Origin of the sequence: Dokdonia donghaensis DSW-1 (genome assembly GCF_001653755.1) — a bacterium.
Classification (GTDB): Bacteria; Bacteroidota; Bacteroidia; order Flavobacteriales; family Flavobacteriaceae; genus Dokdonia; species Dokdonia donghaensis.
Genome location: NZ_CP015125.1, coordinates 1,723,897 through 1,742,317, shown reverse-complemented (window position 1 = coordinate 1,742,317; position 18,421 = coordinate 1,723,897). Strand labels below are relative to the sequence as shown.

11 protein-coding genes are annotated in these 18,421 nt (G+C 41.6%); 7 read left to right on the top strand and 4 right to left on the bottom strand.

Going from position 1 to position 18,421, the window contains the following annotated elements; all coding sequences use genetic code 11:
* Positions 1 to 32 precede the first annotated feature (32 nt).
* Genes I597_RS07730 through I597_RS07720 form a run of 3 tightly spaced genes read left to right on the top strand, consistent with a single transcriptional unit; the run spans position 33 to position 2,787 of the window.
* Positions 33 to 1,046, top strand: a complete 1,014-nt coding sequence (locus tag I597_RS07730) for a DHH family phosphoesterase (protein WP_035328110.1) — start codon at positions 33 to 35, stop codon at positions 1,044 to 1,046.
* Positions 1,046 to 1,600, top strand: coding sequence for a gliding motility-associated peptidyl-prolyl isomerase GldI (gene gldI / locus I597_RS07725; protein ID WP_035328108.1), 555 nt, complete (start codon positions 1,046 to 1,048; stop codon positions 1,598 to 1,600). The genes I597_RS07730 and gldI overlap by 1 nt, the downstream gene beginning before the upstream one ends.
* Before the next feature lie 14 nt (positions 1,601 to 1,614).
* Positions 1,615 to 2,787: a peptidylprolyl isomerase gene (locus I597_RS07720; RefSeq protein WP_035328106.1), complete on the top strand. Its 1,173-nt coding sequence runs from the start codon at positions 1,615 to 1,617 to the stop codon at positions 2,785 to 2,787.
* Between the two features lie 77 nt (positions 2,788 to 2,864).
* On the opposite strand, the gene I597_RS07715 is transcribed toward I597_RS07720, so the two are convergent.
* Positions 2,865 to 4,328, bottom strand: coding sequence for an aminoacyl-histidine dipeptidase (locus I597_RS07715; protein WP_035328104.1), 1,464 nt, complete (start codon positions 4,326 to 4,328; stop codon positions 2,865 to 2,867).
* Positions 4,329 to 4,374: 46 nt separating this feature from the next.
* Positions 4,375 to 5,097 (bottom strand): CDP-alcohol phosphatidyltransferase family protein, encoded by a 723-nt coding sequence (locus I597_RS07710; RefSeq protein WP_201771781.1) that lies wholly within the window; start codon positions 5,095 to 5,097, stop codon positions 4,375 to 4,377.
* A 123-nt stretch (positions 5,098 to 5,220) separates the two neighbouring features.
* Between I597_RS07710 and I597_RS07705 the strand changes: the two genes are divergently transcribed.
* Positions 5,221 to 6,288 carry a putative type IX sorting system protein PorV2 gene (locus I597_RS07705; RefSeq protein WP_035328101.1) on the top strand — a complete coding sequence of 356 codons (1,068 nt, stop codon included), beginning with the start codon at positions 5,221 to 5,223 and terminating at the stop codon, positions 6,286 to 6,288.
* A 305-nt stretch (positions 6,289 to 6,593) separates the two neighbouring features.
* Here the strand turns inward: I597_RS07705 and I597_RS07700 are convergent, their stop codons facing one another.
* Positions 6,594 to 13,760, bottom strand: a complete 7,167-nt coding sequence (locus I597_RS07700; protein ID WP_236884371.1) for a T9SS type B sorting domain-containing protein — start codon at positions 13,758 to 13,760, stop codon at positions 6,594 to 6,596.
* Positions 13,761 to 13,873: 113 nt separating this feature from the next.
* Positions 13,874 to 14,707 carry a dihydropteroate synthase gene (folP, locus tag I597_RS07695; protein WP_035328099.1) on the bottom strand — a complete coding sequence of 278 codons (834 nt, stop codon included), beginning with the start codon at positions 14,705 to 14,707 and terminating at the stop codon, positions 13,874 to 13,876.
* Between the two features lie 291 nt (positions 14,708 to 14,998).
* On the opposite strand from folP, the gene I597_RS07690 reads away from it, so the two are divergent.
* The 3 genes from I597_RS07690 to I597_RS07680 are packed head-to-tail and all read left to right on the top strand — an operon-like array spanning position 14,999 to position 18,405.
* Positions 14,999 to 15,538, top strand: a complete 540-nt coding sequence (locus I597_RS07690) for a DUF1599 domain-containing protein (protein ID WP_035329080.1) — start codon at positions 14,999 to 15,001, stop codon at positions 15,536 to 15,538.
* A 47-nt stretch (positions 15,539 to 15,585) separates the two neighbouring features.
* Complete coding sequence (locus tag I597_RS07685) at positions 15,586 to 17,328, top strand: BT_3928 family protein (protein WP_236626661.1); 1,743 nt, start codon at positions 15,586 to 15,588, stop codon at positions 17,326 to 17,328.
* Positions 17,329 to 18,405 (top strand): ABC transporter permease, encoded by a 1,077-nt coding sequence (locus I597_RS07680; RefSeq protein WP_035328095.1) that lies wholly within the window; start codon positions 17,329 to 17,331, stop codon positions 18,403 to 18,405.
* Positions 18,406 to 18,421 lie beyond the last annotated feature (16 nt).

Below are 18,421 nucleotides of genomic sequence, written 5' to 3'. Positions count from 1 at the left end.
CAAGCACAAGAGAAATTGTATCTTCGCTATCTATGAATCCTACGCAAATCACAACCACAAAAGAGTTACTTTCTAACTCAAAAAAAATTGCCATTATACCCCACAAAAATCCAGATGGAGATGCTATGGGAAGCACGCTTGCTCTTGCAGCATACCTTAAAAAGAAGGGACACGAGGCTGTAGTCGTTGCTCCTAATGAGTATCCACATTTTTTAAAATGGCTTCCGGGAGATAGTGAAGTATTATTTTACACCTCAAATACAGGCAATGCGAGAAAAGCTATCACAACAGCAGATCTTATTTTTACGCTAGATTTTAACCACTTCTCACGTACAGGCGACCTTGAGGCAGAACTGGATAAAGTAAGTGCTCCCTTTATAATGATAGACCATCACCAGCAACCAGATACTTATGCGGCTGTAACCTACAGTGACACAAGTATGAGTAGTACGTGTGAGATGGTATATCACTTTATAAAATCACTGGGGGATGAAGATATAATTACTGCAGATATGGCTAGCTGTCTATATACAGGTATTATGACAGATACAGGGTCTTTTAGATTTCCGTCTACCACAGCTACAACGCACGAGGTAATTGCTGCACTTATCAAGAAAGGAGCAAATAATGACCAAATACATCAAAACATTTATGACACTAATAGTGAGTCTAGACTACAACTACTAGGCGTTGCACTAAGCAATCTTGTAGTCTTACGTGAGTATCGTACGGCATACATCACCATATCACAAAAGGAACTGGATGATCATAAATTTCAAAAAGGAGATACAGAGGGGTTTGTAAATTACTGTCTTTCACTAGAGGGCATTATATTTGCGGTTATATTTATAGAAAATAAAGCAGATCGTATCATTAAAATGTCACTGCGTTCTAAAGGTGATTTTTCTGTAAATGAACTTGCAAGAGCACATTACCACGGTGGAGGGCATACAAATGCAGCAGGTGGCAAAAGTGATTCATCTCTTGAAGAAACCGTAGCGCAGTTTAAAGCATTATTACCTACGTATAAAGAACAGTTAACATAATGAGATACACATTTGTAATACTTTGTATAGCGCTACTTACCATCTCTTGTTCAGAAACTGTAGCAAGAAGGCCAGTTACTCAAAAATCTGGGTCTTATGTTAAGACAAAAACTATTACCCGTAATATAGAACGTGTTGCGCAAGAAGAGAAAGCTTTAAAAAAAGTTATTGAGTCTGATACCATAAACGATTATCAAAGTTCGGCTAGTGGTTTTTGGTATACATACGTACAAAAAGACACCTTGTCAAAACCTACACCTCAGGTAGGAGACCTCGTATTATTTAATTATAATATTGCCGCTATAAATGGCAAGGTACTTGTATCTCAAGAAGAGATAGGTAATACGGTTACTCAAATAGATCAAAGCAATCAAGACCTCATTTCTGGAATAAGAGAAGGTATTAAACTTATGAAAGAAGGAGAGACAGTAACTTTTCTTTTTCCTAGCCATAAAGCTTATGGCTATTATGGTGTTGAAAACAGAGTGCCCAGCAATACTCCGGTGCGTAGTACCGTTACTTTGCTAGAAATTAAAAACCAATCAAACGATTAAGTAAATCATTAACAATGAAAAAAACAGGTATGTTATTAATTGCAGTCATTTTATCACTTTTCTCTTGCAACGACAAGTATCCAGATCTAGAAGACGGTCTGTATGCTGAGATTGTAACAGATAAAGGAACCATCGTTGCAGAGCTTTATTATGAAGATGCTCCAGCTACTGTGGCAAATTTTGTTGCACTAGCAGAGGGTACACACCCACTAGTAGATAGTGCTTATGCTGGGAAGCCTTTTTACAATGGTCTTACCTTTCATAGAATTATAAAGGACTTTATGATACAAGGTGGTGACCCACAAGGAACAGGTTCTGGTGGACCAGGTTATAAATTTTTTGACGAGTTATCTCCAGAGCGTCGTCACGACTCTGTAGGAACACTCTCTATGGCAAACTCTGGTTATGGCACAAACGGTAGTCAGTTTTTTATCACTCATAAAGCAACACCACACCTTGACGGGTATGATGCAAATGGCGATCTTAAAAACTGTGAGAACCCACGCGTAAGCTGTCATACTGTATGGGGGCAGGTAGTAGATGGTCTTAAAGTGGTAGATGCTATCGCTGGTGTATCTATGAATGATCCAAGAGCAGGGAAACCTAAAGACCCTGTTTATATTCAAGAAGTAAACATCATACGTAAAGGTAGCGCTGTGAAAAATTATAACGCTGCAGAAACATTTACAAAAGAGCTAGCTGCTTTTGAAGATAGAAAAGTAGCAGAAGCTGCAGAACGTGCAAAACAATTTGCAGGAAAGAAAACCGAAATCTTTGCAAAAAGAGACAAGGCAGAAGATTTACCAAGCGGTCTTGCCATCTTCTTTGACAAAAAAGGAAGAGGTGTACAACCTAATACAGGTCAAAAAGTTAAAGTAGAATATGCTGGGTATTTTACAACGGGAGAACTTTTTGACACTAGTAGTGCAGAAATCGCAGAGAAAAATAATAAACTAGACGAGCGCCGTAAAGCTGTAGGGCAATACAATCCTTTAGAAACACTATATAGCCCTGAGGCTAGACTTATAGCTGGTTTTAAAGAAGGACTCCAGAAGATGTCTGTAGGTGACAAAGCAACATTGTTCATCCCTTACCACTTAGGATACGGAGAGCAGGGATACCCAGGAGCTATACCTCCTAAGTCTGACTTAGTTTTTGAAATAGAATTATTAGAAATTGTTAAGTAAGCGCAAATCTTACGAGCATAAAAAAAGGGAGTCATAATAATGACTCCCTTTTTTTATGAATAAATACAAGAAACTTACTAAGCCACCGGTATATCCTTTAAAATCTCAATAACAAAATCCCAGTACTTCTGAGCACTTGAGATACTTGCTCTCTCATCTGGAGAGTGCGCTCCTTTTATTGTAGGCCCAAAAGATATCATATCCATCTCAGGATAGTTTTGACCTAAAATACCACACTCTAATCCTGCGTGACAAGCAGCTACGTGTGGAGCTTCATTATTTATTTCTTTATACTTTGCTTCAAGCACTTTTAAGATAGCACTATCCATATTAGGCGCCCATCCTGGGTAATCTCCAGAGAGTGCTACATCAAAACCTGCAAGCTCAAAAGTAGCTGTAAGTGTATTTGCAAGATCATCTTTAGAGCTATCTACAGATGAGCGAGTAAGACATCCTATCTTTATACCTCCATCTTTTACCATAACTCTTGCTATGTTATTTGATGTTTCTACCAGGTCTGCTATATCTGGACTCATCCTGTACACACCATTATGTGCCGCGCAGATAGCTTTGAGCAACTGGCTTTGTGACTCAAGGTTCATCACGTTATCATTGAGAGCTATTTGCTTGATAGAAAGCTCTAGCTCTTTTTCTAGTGAAGCATATTCACCGTGTATTGCTGCCGCCATATCTGTAAAATCTGCTTCAAAAGCAGCTTTCTGATTTTCGTCCACAGCTATGATAGCCACGCTCTCTCTTGGTATCGCGTTACGTAAACTACCGCCATCTATACTAGATATACGTATTTCAAAATTTTCTGCAGCATTGTATAAAAGACGATTCATCATCTTATTTGCATTACCTAGGCCTTTTATAATATCCATCCCAGAGTGACCTCCATTAAGACCAGCCACTTTCACTTCATAACCTACAAGACCATCATCTAGTCCCTCTTCTGTATAGGTACGTGTAGCCGTGATATCTACACCACCAGCACAACCTACACCTATCTCATCATCGTCTTCTGTGTCTAGATTAAGCAAGATATCGCCTTTAAGAATTCCTCCTTTAAGACCCATTGCTCCTGTCATCCCAGTCTCTTCATCTATTGTAAAAAGCGCCTCTATAGCCGGGTGCTCTATGGTAGTACTTTCAAGCACAGCCATTATGGTCGCCACTCCAAGACCATTATCTGCTCCTAGTGTAGTGCCTTTTGCACGTACCCAGTCACCATCTACATACATCTCAATACCTTGATTGTCAAAATCAAACTCGGTGTCATTATTTTTTTGATGCACCATATCCAGGTGTGACTGCATCACAATCATCTTTTTATCTTCGTGACCTGCAGTAGCTGGTTTTCTTATGATCACATTCCCTACTTCATCCTCTATCGTTTCTAGGCCAAGCTTAGTCCCAAAATCTTTCATAAACGCAATCACACGCTCCTCCTTTTTAGAAGGTCGTGGTACAGCATTAAGATCGGCAAATTTATTCCAGAGTGCTTTTGGCTCGAGATTTCTTATTTCTTGATTATCCATTGTGTTCAAATTTTTCACAAAGATAATAGCTTGAAATAAGCTAGACCTATGATTGCTCCTTAAAAACTAAGGAAAGAAGAATGTATAAGATAATAATAAGAGGAACTCCTAAAAATTGAAAGAACACCAGTAATAATACACTGGCTAGTAAGAATAAGTAGCGCACTTCATTTTGGCCAAAAGACCAGTTTTTGAACTTCAATGCAAATAATGGAAGTTCTGCATTGAGCATAAAACAACTTAATGCGGTAAGTAATATAAGGACATATGGGTTTTCTAATAGCGCTTTCGCGAAAGCGTACTCTTCAAACATTAATATGAGCGGCAAGCTTAGTATAAATAAGGTATTTGCAGGCGTAGGAAGTCCTATAAAAGAATTAGTCTGGCGATCGTCTACATTAAATTTTGCCAACCTATATGCCGAAGCCATCGTTATGGCAAAGCCTATATACCCTAAGTGAAAGTGCTGCTCTTCAAGTGCCGCTCCCCAAGGAATGCCGCTAGCATCTTCTAGCAGTTGATACATTACCACACCAGGCACTACACCACTAGTCACCATATCTGCCAGTGAGTCTAGTTGCAATCCTACCTCACTAGAGGCATTAAGAATACGCGCAAAAAATCCATCAAAAAAATCAAAGAAAATCCCAAGAGCTACAAATATGGCAGCAAGTTCAAGCCTGTCATTTACAGCAAATACGACTGCGACACAACCGCTTAAAAGGTTGCCCATTGTGATTGCATTAGGTACGTAACTCTTTATAGACATTTTATAATTTTCGGTAAAAATAGGGAAGATATCTATACTAATGTGGCTACAGGCAATATCTAGCCCGTTTTATTGTTTACAATGTGTACTAAAAGTGGGATATTTGTCTCACAAATCCTGCTATTGAAAAAATCGCTTACCATACTATCTATACTTATTACAATGACTGCTGCTTCTCAAGCGGTACGTTCTTACTCAAATGAGTTTTTGAATATTGGTGTAGACGCTGCCGCTCTTGGTATGAGTAATGCGGTTGTGGCAAGTACAAGCGATGTAAATGCGGGCTACTGGAATCCTGCAGGGCTAGTGAACCTAGAAGATAACCAGATCTCATTAATGCACGCTTCTTACTTTGCAAACATTGCAAACTACGACTACATAGGCTTTGCAAAACCACTAGATGATAAAAGTGCCGTAGGTATTTCTATCATAAGGTTTGGGGTAGACGATATTTTAAACACCACACAGCTCATAGATGATCAAGGTAATATAGATTACAATCGTATAAGCTTATTTTCTACTGCAGACTATGCCTTTACGGTCTCTTATGCACGCGCGCTGCCACTAGATGGTTTAAATCTAGGGGTGAATGCAAAGGTGGTACGTCGTGTGATAGGCGACTTTGCAAATAGTTGGGGTTTTGGCCTTGATGTAGGACTACAATTTAAGAGAGGCGACTGGGATTTTGGGCTTATGGCGCGTGATATCACCACTACCGTAAATGCGTGGAGCATAGATGAAGAGCAGTTTGCTACCATAAGCGATGCCGTAGAAGGGCAAAATCAAGAACTTCCAGAAAAAACAGAAATCACCATCCCAAAACTTCAAATAGGTATGGGAAGACAGTGGATTTTCCATTACGACTACTCCTTAAGAGCAGAACTTGATATGAATTTTAGATTTACTCAAACTAATGATATCATCTCTAGCTCGTCTGTAAGTGCAACTCCTGCCCTAGGTCTTGAATTTGGCTATGCAGAGCTGGTGTATGTGCGAGCGGGTGTAGGTAATTTCCAAGAACTCACAGCACTAGACAATAGTACTACGATGGGCTTCCAGCCTAACATTGGTGTAGGTTTTAAGTACAAAGGCATTCACGTAGATTATGCACTCACAGATATAGGTGATCAGAGCGCTGCTATATATTCTAACGTATTTTCTGTAAAATTAGATTGGGAACTTTTTAGATAGTCTCTTTCTTTCTACTAGGGCGTGCCCCTATTCTTTCATCATTTCATTCTTCAAGTATAGTGACCGGGCTATACGCTCATACGCTTCGTGATGCTGCGCTATCGCTCCACAACACTGCAGGGTAACCACTACTATCCCTCACGCAGGTAATTAAGCATTGCAAACTTTTACTGCACATTGCTTGATTAATATCACAACCATTAGACTTCTCAGCAACTAGATTATAATTTACACCTCATACCATAACTAAAAAAGCTCTCAGTATTTAATACTGAGAGCTTTTTAAAATCGGTTTTATCTACTTCTTATCTCTTCAATGTAAAGTGACCATTTACGGTTCTCTGTGTCCCTAGGTCATCTACCTCTGTAAACTCTACTCTAAACCAGTAGTCGTTACTCGGCATCGGTTGTCCATTAAAAGTACCGTCCCATCCTGGGCTTGTAGGGCTTAGTTGTTTTAAGAGCTTCCCATATCTATCAAAGATGAAAATCTTTGCATTCAGGTTAGGATCCACGCCCAGCCCTATGATATTCCACGTATCGTGAAAACCATCTGCGTTAGGTGTAAAGAAACGTGGGTAATCGATGATCCCTATCTCAAACTCAGAGATCGAACAGTTACCACTTGCTAGTCTTCCAAAAATGGTATGTGTTCCTGGAGTCACATTTGTAAAAGTCGTACTACTCTGGAACGGGCCATCATCTAGAGCAAACTCATACTCAGAGTTAGGATTTGCTCCCGTGATGTTGATCACCTCTACCGTGTATAATCCGCTACTGTTAAAAGAAGGTTCTAGTACAATCGCCTCAAACACCGGCGCGCTCTCTGCCGTATATACCGCCTCTGCTAGGTAATCACACTCCGTACCATCTACATACGTAGCTGTAACCAGCACCTGGTAGGTTCCTGCAGCATCTACAGTCACCACAGGATTTAGTGATATCAATGCACCATCTAGTGTCCACGCATAGCTATAAGTCACCCCAATCTGAGGATCTTCTACCGTACCATCTATCGTAAACGGATCAAGCGCTTCACCCGTAATCTCATCCACACAAATCTGTCCGCCCTCATTGCTAAGGTCTGTATATGGTAGTGCTTGTACAAAAATCTCAAAGTCTACCACCATCGTACTCTCACAGTTACTAGCTGTATTAACCGCTCTAGCATAAATAGTCTGTGGGTTACTTGTATTCACATAAGCACTAGGCGTGTCTATCGCATTTATCATTGCCTCTGCATCTGCCAGGCTGGTGTAGTAAGTAACAGAAGTGCCAGCTACCCCACCGGTAATCATCGCATTTTGCTGGGTAAGGTCAAAGGTAGCCTCATCTTGGTTAGGCGCAACATTAATCCCAAGATCATCGGCACACTGTACCATATTATCTGCTGGAGACACCTCTGGACGGCTCTCTACCGTAAAGATGATGCTTGTAAAGTTCACACAACCCGTGGTGTTATCTTCAATACGCACAAACAGCTCCTCACCATCTGCCACCGTGTATGGCGAACTTAGTGCAGCCGTGTTTGCCTCTGCCTGCACCAGTAACTGGTGATAGCTTATCGTAAAATCACTCGTTACCTGTGGCGCCGCAAGAATCCCTATCTCATCTGCCAGGGTCGTAAGATCAACACTTCCCATTGTATCATCTCCATCAAATTCTTCACAGAAGGTATAATCAATAGGTCCCGCTTCTGCCAATACAGGTAGCGGATTTACAATCACCTCAAAAGGCACAATCACATAACATAAGTTTCCGTCGCTGTCTAAGTCATCATCGCCCGGTACATTACGTTCCACACGTGCGTAGAGCGTTTGGTTACCAGATGTGGTATTGATAAAGTTAGTGACATCTGCCACTGCAAGCGTTGGGTCGTCTGGGTTCGCTTCCGCGAAAGCGAGATCTGTATACACTAAGATATCTACAGGCTCCCCTCCGCCTATCTGAGCAATCACACCCGTAAGATCAAAGCTCTCAAAACCATCGGTATCTGAACCAGAGCCAGCGTCAATCACCCCATCGCCATCAGTATCAATATCTGTCGTGGCATCACATACCTCCACGGCATCTGGCATTGTGTTAGGCGTAGGTAATGGTAACACCTCAATGTCAAAAGTAGTCTGGTCGGTACATCCTGCTGCGCTAGAGACTACTGCCTGTATCGTCTGTGGGTTCTGAATGTTTGTATAAGCTGTAGGGTCTGTAATAGGAGTATCACTCATCTGGTCTGCAAGACTTGCATAATAGGTCACAGATAGTAATGGATCACCACCGGTAAGACTTGCCTCATTAACCGTAAGGTCAAATACATTAAAGGTATCTGCATCATCATCACAAACCATTAGGTCTAGATCATCATTTACTGGGTTTGCCGTAGGTGGGCTTTCTACAGAGATTTCAAAAGAGCTCACTGCAGCACAGATATTTGGACTACCATCATTTACTTGTAAACGTACCCAGATTACCTCAAGTGGTGTCATCTGTGTTGCGTTATAGTTGGCTGGATCAATAATTGGGTTGTTACCCGTTTCTGCATCTGCTAGGGTATTGTGATAGGTAATGACAAGCGTGGTTGCATCTTGTGTCCCTATGATGGCAACCTCATTTTGAGTAAGGTCTATGATTTCCATCAGGTTATTATCATTATCACACTCGGTAAGTGTTTCAAGGGCTGCGGGAATCTCTGGGATAGGATACACCACAAGCTCAAACTCATAAATCTTAGTACAAGCCGTTGCCGTTGCAGGGTTGGTATCTTGTGCTACCACATACAGTGAGGTCATCCCTGTGATGTTGTTATAAGGAACGGTAATATCTATCTGCCCTGCTCCCGTGTCTGCCGTGGCATTATCTAGGGTTTCATAAAAACGTAGGGTGATATCTGTAAGCGTTGCTAACAAGTCATCATTATATTGTTGCAAGTCAAAGGCTCCAAAACCATCATTGTCTTCATCACAAGCTATCGCTTCTGGTAAAGGTTCTCCAATAACAGGTAGCGGATTCACCTGTAGGTCTACCGTAGTCTCTGCACCACACATTCCTGCATCACTACTACTTACTAAGATAAAAAGCGTCTGCGGACTAGTACCATCATTGATATATGCCGCTGGTGTGGCAATAGCATTTGCAATACCTGCATCTAGGTCTGCTTGCGACTCATAGTAGGTCACGGTAAGGGCTGGATCTCCACCGGTAATACCTGCATCAAGGCTGGTAAGGTCAAAAGTAGTAATCCCATCATCATCGGTTCCTACGAGGGCACCCGCACTATCACAGGCTTCAAAAAGTCCTGGTGGGGTGATGGTAGGAATCATTGCGATGTTTAGATTAAAAGTACCTACTACAGTACAACCTGTTGCGGTGTCTTCTAGACGTACCCACAGCTGGGTTACCGGTGCACTGGCAAGGTAGTTTACAGGGTCTGCAATAGGCATATCTGCCGCACTGCCTACCATTGCTTCTGCACTGGCAAGTGTCTCGTGATACGTAAGGGTTACAGCTGCTGGGGTTTGTGTCCCGTAGATCACGGCATCGTTTTGTGTAAGGTCAAACAGCGCTTGCCCGTCCCCATCATCATCACACTCGGTAAGGTCTGGGATAGTGGTAGGTAGTACCGGTGCAGGTTGCACGATAAGTTCTAACTCTACGATACGGTAACACTCAGTGCTGGTAGCAGGGTCTGTATCTGTAGCTCTTACATAAATAGTTCTTGATACCGTCTGGTAGGCTGCTGGGTTTGCTATGGCTGGTGTACCTAGCTCTGCAGCGGCAATGGTCTCGTGGAAGGTAAGTCCCACAAAGGCCTCGCCATTTATAATGTCTGTCGTTACCTGGCCAGTAAGGTCAAAAATAGCATCCCCATCATTATCTGGGTCGCCATCATTTGCCATTGTATCACACTCCTCTACCGGTGCTATGGTAGTAGGTGATGGTAATGGGTTTACCACTAAGGTTAAGGTGATAGTCTCATAACAAGCCGTTACAATATCTTCTACACGTACAAAGATGGTTTGGTTTGCCATTACTACATTCTGATACATATCTGTAAGTACGGGCGTACCGGCATCTGCATCTGCTTGGGTGAGGTGATAGCTCACACTCCAATCGTCATTACCACCGGTAATCTCATCATCACGGCTACGTAAATCAAAGCTTGCAAACTCATCGGTATCACTACCACTTTCTATATCATCACAGAGCTCATATTCGGCAGGTTGGGTAGGGGTTGGTAATGGGTTTACAATAAGTTCTAAAGGGGCAATATTACTACAGAAGGTCATTGTAGTGGTCATCTGTGCAGTGTCAGTTACTAGGGCATATACGGTAGCGGTATTGCTCGTATAAGCGTTAGGAGTTGCAATGGCAGGAGCTCCAGCTTCCGCGGAAGCGAGAGAAGAAAACCACTCCACCGTATGCGTTGCAGGGTCTAAACCACCTAAGATATTAGCTTCTTGCGTACTCAAATCAAATATTTGAAGCCCATCGGTATCGTCATCACACAGCGCGTATGGAAGCGCATCTTGGTTAGGCATCGGGGTGTTGAGCACACGCAGGGTAAGCGGTGTAGTGCTGTAACAACCGGCATCGTTAAAAACGCGAGCATATACAATTTGCTCAAAAGGCTCATTGTTGATATACATCATATTATCTAGCTCCTGACCCACCGGTGCATTATCTGCATCTGCCTGAGTGAGGTAATAGGAGACGGTAAGGGTTGGGTCACCACCGGTGATTTCGGCGTCTCTAGAGGAGAGCACGAAGAAGTCAAAAACTCCGTCGTTATCATCATCACACTCCTCATAATCTGCAGGAGTTACGGGTACTGGCACTGGGAAACTACGCACACTAAGATTTACCGTTGCATAACAAGCCGTGGTATTATCGGTCACACGAGCCACTACAATCTGAGGATTGGTGGTCATTGTAAACATTGTTTTGTCTGGAATACTTGCATCACCAGCATCGGCACCAGCGAGGTCAAGGTGGTAGGTGATGGTAAGGTTTGCATCAAAACCACCCGTGATCTCAATATCTTTTGAAGAGAGATCTACTGTGGTAAGTCCATCTATCACACCATCATCATCACAAACTTGAAGTTCGGTAGGCGTGGTGAGTACAGGATTCTGGTTTACGATGAGCTCAAAGTTCATCGCAAGGTTTACAAAATCAAACGTAGTACAACCCGTAGTAGCATCCTCAAGACTATAGTAAATGGTTTGAGGGTTGCTACTGTTTGAAAAAGCAGTAGGGTTAGCAATAGCATTCATCGCCGTGTAATTCCCTACATTCTCATAATAAGTAACTAGAATATTAGGATCACCGCCCGTAATCTCGGCATCGTTCTCGGTTAGATCAAATTGGGCAGCGTTTGCGATAGGTGAACATTCTTCTAGCGCAGAGATGTTGGGTAGAAAAGTGGGGTTAGGAACAACGGTAAGACGTACGTGCTCTCCAAGACCTACACAACCATTATCTGTGTCTGCTTCAACTCGTACCCAGATATCTTGAACACCTCCAGCACTTGTGTACGTAAGGTTGTTATTATAAGCAGAAGGATCTGCAATAGGATTTACTTCAGATAAAGCTTCTTGTTGTGTTTCATAGTAAGATACAATAACAACTTGCGGAGCAAACGATGCTTCTATAGCTGCTGTTGCTGCAGAAAAATCAAATAAAGCAACCCCATCACTATCTGTATCACACTCCATCTCATCTGCAAATAATGTACCTCCAGGTATTTGAGAAGCACTAATTATAAGATTTATGGTCCCATCGCGAGAACACCCATTTAAGTTTGTTACCGTAACTCCAATTGTTTCAAGAAATGGGTTACTACTATTCATATAAGCAGTAGGGTCTGGAATAGAAGCTCCAGAAGAATCAAAATAAGCAAAGGTTTCATTTGCGGCATTTGTACTTAACTCGCCTTCTGCTTGGGTTAAATTTATAATGCTTACTCCATTCATATCATCATCACACTGGCGTAGCGTCACAGGTGAAGTTAATGCTGGCAAAGCATTTACTCTTAAATTTACTGGGGTGATAGAAAAACAACCCGTAAAAGCAGTATTCTCGACACGTGCAAAGATTTGATCATTGTTTGGTGAACCTACGTTTTCATAAGCAAGCGGTAATGGATTTGCATTTGCAGTCGCATCAGGACCTGTTGCGTGGTAACTCACCACAAATTGCATAGAGTCAAGTCCATTTAAAACATCATCATTAAGTGTAGATAGGTCAAAGGTGGCAATACCATTTGTATCATCACCATCTGCCGCATCATCACAAATCTCATAAAGACCTGGCATTGTTGCTACAGGTAAGTCTACAACGTTAATCATAAAGCTTGTAGTCGCTACACACTCAGCCAAGTTTGCATTTTCTACACGCACAAATATCTCATCTGTGGTAGAAGTGTAAGCCGCGGTACCTGTAAGGGCTCCTATTCCTGCCGGACCAGAAGCATCTGCAAGACTTAAGTGAAAAGTCACATCAAACTCATTAGGGTCTTGCCCGTTAAGGATATCACCTATTTGAGTGTCTAGATTAAAAGTAGCCGATCCGTCTGCATCTGTATCACATTCAAAAAGATCTGCTGGTTGCGTTGCTGTAGGTACCGTAAAGAATGTAACTAAAACCTCATCTGTCCCAGTCTCTCCATCAAAATCTGTTATAGTCACTTGGTAGTTGCCAGAAGTCGTTACATCAAGTGTAGCTGTTGTTACTTGTGAACCCGTACCGTCTAATACAGGCATAAATCCTGCACCTGTATCTACTGCCCAAGCATATCCAGCAGCATCTGGTGATGTAGCATCTAGCGTTACTGTTTCTCCATCACAAACCTCTTGATCTGCTCCTAAAGAAGCATTAACTATTGAGCAATCTGTAGTTCCTGCATTACCGGCAGTAGCATTTGTTTGATTTATATAAATTTCACCTTGACCTCCATTCGGTGTACCTCCAATACTTGCAGCATAATTAGTTACTAAAAAAACATAAACCTCACCAACCTGCGCATTTGGAATAGTGGCATTCTCAATGGGTGCTGCCGAAAAACTACAATCTAATGGTGATCCTAACATACCACATACGTTAGTGTCATTAAAGGGCCCCCAAATAGCAAAGTCCACATCAAGTCCATTTCCTGTAGGAGTTCCGTCGTCTTCTATAGATCCATTTTGAACGATTTCAAACTCAAGCGTTCCCGCTTGGTCTATTTGTAAAAAATACCAAGTTGGATAGGGCGTAGAGCCTAAACAGCCATAATCAATTCCTGATTCTCCAGAAGTAGTACAGTTTGGATTTGTACTACCATTGTAGCAGTTATCAAAGGGCTGAGCTAGCTCTGCCGTACAAAAAGGTACTGATGCTGCACACGTTGGTCCACCAGGACTAGACTGTGCAAAAACCAATGTATTAAAAAAAGAAAATAGTATGAAAGCTAATGCTAGACGTAGGATTTTCATCATAGATATGTTTAAGAGGTGAAAAATAGCATTTTTTTGCCAAAATTCTGTTAATCAAAGGCGGTTTTGTGTATCCTAACGGAGATTAATTACAATTGTTATAAAACCTTATCTCATTAAGACAAGTGAGATGATAAAGCATTTGAGAGTGATATCAGCTCCATAGCTTCCTTAACATCGTGTACTCGCAGTATACGTGCACCTTTACTTATTGCCACCGTATTAAGAACAGTCGTGCCATTAAGAGCATTATCTGCTGTCACATCTAAAGTTTTATAAATCATAGATTTACGAGAAACACCTGCTAGCACTGGCAGCTCAAAAGCCTTAAGCAAGTCAAGGTTATTGAGTAGTTCAAAACTTTGCGCTGTAGTTTTTGCAAAGCCAAAACCAGGGTCTATAATAAGGTCATTAATCTTATGACTTTCTGCCACTGCAACTCGCTCTGAGAAGTAGTACATCACCTCTTTAAGAAAATTATCATAAGTGGTAAGTTGCTTCATAGTTTGAGGCGTCCCTCGCATATGCATCATTATATAAGGCACCTGTAATGCCCCTAAGACAGCCATCATATCATCATCCAGCATCCCAGCACTTATATCATTTACAATAGCTGCACCTGCCTCAATTGCTTTTTTTGCTACGCTTGCGCGAAAGGTGTCTACGCTTATCACAATCTCCGGAAAAGTAGTAACTAACTGCCTTACCACCGGTATAAGCCTGCGCTCCTCCTCCTCTACCGAAATATCTGTCGCACCAGGTCTAGAGCTATATGCACCTACATCTATAAACGTAGCGCCATCGCTAAGCATCACCTCTACCTGACTTATGGCAGCATCTATATCACCATACTTTCCTCCATCATAAAAGCTATCTGGTGTGAGATTGAGAATCCCCATTACCTTTGGTGTGGTGAGATCTATTAGCTTTCCGTTGCAGTTTATGGTCATTATAGATTAACGTTGTTTAGATGTAGTTAGGTATTTATATACAGTAGTATCACTTATAAAGTCTCGAGGTATAGACTACCTCTAGTCTCTAGCCCCGATTGCCGTGTAAATCCCACAGCTGGCTGGTGCAACCGCCGCGAGGAATTGCAACAAAAAGCGGGATACTCCCCCAAAAGTACACCATAAATTGTGTGCTTCAAAAAGATAGTACACTTCTCTCTTTATAAGGCAAGGGGTATTTCTTATATTGAAGTTTTTAACCGAAATTTACCAAAAATCAAAAGAAACCCTATGGCCGATACGTCTGCGCAATATGATGCGGTAATCACTCAATGTAGAGATTTGTATATAAAAAAAATGAAGGATTACGGGAGTGCGTGGCGCATACTGCGCTTGCCGTCTCTTACAGATCAGATTTTTATAAAAGCACAACGCATACGTGGCTTACAGCAGAACGAGGTGCAAAAGGTAGATGAGGGGCAGCAGTCTGAGTTTATAGGCATTATAAATTACTGTGCGATGGCACTAGTAAATCTCGAGCGCGGTGTGGTAGAGCAACCCGACCTCGAGCTTGAGGAGGCTGTAAAGGCTTATGATGAGAAAATTGCACTCACAAAACAGTTGATGATGGATAAAAATCACGACTATGGTGAGGCCTGGAGAGATATGCGTGTGAGCAGCCTTACTGATCTTATATTGCAGAAGCTGTTACGTGTAAAACAGATAGAGGATAATAAAGGTAAAACACTGGTGTCTGAGGGGATTGATGCAAATTATCAAGATATGATAAACTATGCAGTATTTGCAATGATACACTTAGGAGAGGCTTAATATTTATTACTGACTACAGCTATATTAAAAACGACCAAAGCTTTTTTATGATGAAGGTACTTACACACATAGCACGCTTTATAGTAGGTGCTTTGTTTATTTTTTCTGGTTTTATAAAACTTAATGACCCGCTTGGGTTCTCATATAAACTTCAAGAATATTTTAGCGCAGAGGTGTTAGGGCTAGAGTTTTTATCTCCATATGCACTGCTTATCTCCATCATACTGGTTGTCGTAGAGGTGTTACTGGGTATTGCACTGCTCGTAGGTTTTAGAAAGAAAATCACCTTGTGGCTGCTGTTTGCGATGATTGTATTTTTTACATTCCTCACGTTTTACTCGGCTTACTTTAATAAGGTGACAGATTGTGGGTGTTTTGGCGATGCGATACCGCTTGTGCCTTGGGAGTCTTTTGCAAAAGATGTGATACTTCTAGTATTGATTCTTTTCTTAATAATTAACCAGAAACACATTAAACCACTCTTCTCAAAACTTATAAATGCATCGCTTGTTTTTATATCATTTTTAGGATGTATGTTTTTTGGTATGCACGTACTTGAGCACTTGCCGTGGCTAGATTTTAGAGCATACAAAGTAGGGTCTAATATTGCAGAGGGTATGGTGGTACCAGAAGGAGCACCAGAGGCGACCTTTGAGTATCAATGGACCTTTCTTGTAGATGGTAAAGAAGAGGTGATCACTACAGATGGAGGGTATCCAGAGGTAGATGGCACATACGTATCTTATGAGGTAGTACAAACAAGCGAGGGATATGAACCACCTGTGCACGACTTTACTATAGAGCGTGACGGCAGGGATTATACAACTACTTATCTTGAGAAAGAAAATCTAATCGTAATCATTGCCTATAACTTACTCAACACAGAAGCGCAAGGTTATTACAACATACGTAATATAACAGAAGAGGCTATACGCAAAGGGTATAATGTAATAGGGCTAAGCTCATCTGCCCAAGACGCCGCAGACACTTTTGTGCAAGAAAATAGATTGCCATTTAAATTTTTCTTTACAGATGAGACGGTACTTAAAACTATTGTGCGTGCAAATCCCGGTATTGTGAGTATGCATAAAGGAACCATTCTCCAAAAATTGCATTATAATGATGCAGAAGACCTACGACTTGTACCACAAGAAAACAGTAAACCAGAGATGGACTTTGCACTTAAGTATGAGCTAGACAGTATTGCATATCTTGACCAGAAGTATCGCAAACTAATGTATTTACCAGAAGGTCCCGAGAGAACAGCCCAAGCAAAAAAAGCAGGTGTAGCCCCAGAAGAGTTACAAGGCTTTTTATGGCAACAGCAGGAACTACTAGACAGCATAAATTTACAACGCATAGAGCGCGTGCTTACTACTTCTGGATACCCAGGTAAAAGCATTGTAGGAGAACCTACAAACACCGCCGCTTGGTATGTCATCCAGCATTCTAATAAAATAGATACGTATCTAGACATTATAAAGGAAGCTGGAGCAAAGGGTGAGTTACCTATGCGTCTCGTTGCAATGATGGAAGATCGCCATCTCTCACAGCAAGACCTCCCACAAGTGTATGGAACGCAAGGAGTAAACTATGGTTCTGGTGATTTTATGTGGCCTGTAAAGAACCCAGAAGAGGTAAATACTATACGCGCTCAAGCGGGTTTTACACAAACTATTGAGGAGTATGCACAAGCACTTTTTGGTGATGATTTTCAATACAAAGTAATTACTCTAGAGGATGCCCTCGCCATAAAACAAGGTAAACTCACTCCTAGTGACATAAAATAATTGGTTAAGCAACTTATATATAAACTAGGCTATGCACTTCTCACCTTATGGGGAGTTGTGACGGTTATCTTCTTTTTATTTACGGTACTACCCGGTGATCCCGCACGTATGATGCTAGATCAAAATGAAGACCCAGAACAGCTAGCAAAGGTGCGTGCAAAGTATGGTTTTGATAAGCCTGTAAGTACTCAGTATGGGTATTACCTCAATGACTTGTCTCCATTATCTTTTCACGCAAGTGATGATACAAACTACACATCACTAGCTTCTGGCAAGTATAACGCTACTCCACTATTTACAATAGGTAGCACTACTGTGGTTTTAAAATACCCCTACCTACGAGAGAGCTTTCAGAAAACGGGTAAACCGGTCACTCAAGTTATTGCAGAAACGCTACCTAACACTATTGTACTGGCCGTAAGCGCCATACTTATAGCGATAGTTATTGGGATTATACTCGGTATTATTTCGGCGCAAATGAGGGACACTTGGGTAGATAAGACCATACAGATTGTGAGCACCCTAGGGATGAGTGTCCCTAGTTTTTTTAGTGCTATTTTGTTTGCTTGGCTATTTGGCTATGCATTGCACTCCTTTACTAATCTTAATATGACGGGTAGCCTGTATGAGATGGATGATTTTGGCGAAGAGGTACACATACGCTGGAAAAACCTCATATTACCAGCCGTCGTTTTAGGCATACGACCACTAGCAGTTGTCATACAACTTATGCGCAACTCACTTCTTGAAGTATATAATCAAGAGTACATACGTACCGCCCGTGCAAAGGGACTTAGCACCTACCAGATTATTAAAAACCACGCTATTAAAAATGCGCTCAACCCGGTTGTAACTGCTATTTCTGGGTGGTTTGCATCTATGCTAGCCGGTGCCGTTTTTGTAGAATATATCTTCGGGTGGAATGGGCTAGGTAAAGAGATAGTAGATGCGCTCAACACCTTAGATCTTCCTATTATTATGGGAGCTGTACTGGTGATTGCAACCCTATTTGTTATCATTAACATCTTAGTAGACTTTATATATAAATGGCTAGACCCAAAAGTAAAACTGGGATAAGACACCGCCACCTTAC

Excerpts from the sequence above, each read along its gene's own strand:
- I597_RS07730 (WP_035328110.1), top strand. The coding sequence starts at position 33 with ATGAATCCTACGCAAATCACAACCACAAAAGAGTTACTTTCTAACTCA.
- gldI (WP_035328108.1), top strand. The coding sequence starts at position 1,046 with ATGAGATACACATTTGTAATACTTTGTATAGCGCTACTTACCATCTCT.
- I597_RS07720 (WP_035328106.1), top strand. The coding sequence starts at position 1,615 with ATGAAAAAAACAGGTATGTTATTAATTGCAGTCATTTTATCACTTTTC.
- I597_RS07715 (WP_035328104.1), bottom strand. The coding sequence starts at position 4,328 with ATGGATAATCAAGAAATAAGAAATCTCGAGCCAAAAGCACTCTGGAAT.
- I597_RS07710 (WP_201771781.1), bottom strand. The coding sequence starts at position 5,097 with ATGTCTATAAAGAGTTACGTACCTAATGCAATCACAATGGGCAACCTT.
- I597_RS07700 (WP_236884371.1), bottom strand. The coding sequence starts at position 13,760 with ATGATGAAAATCCTACGTCTAGCATTAGCTTTCATACTATTTTCTTTT.
- folP (WP_035328099.1), bottom strand. The coding sequence starts at position 14,707 with ATGACCATAAACTGCAACGGAAAGCTAATAGATCTCACCACACCAAAG.
- I597_RS07690 (WP_035329080.1), top strand. The coding sequence starts at position 14,999 with ATGGCCGATACGTCTGCGCAATATGATGCGGTAATCACTCAATGTAGA.
- I597_RS07685 (WP_236626661.1), top strand. The coding sequence starts at position 15,586 with ATGATGAAGGTACTTACACACATAGCACGCTTTATAGTAGGTGCTTTG.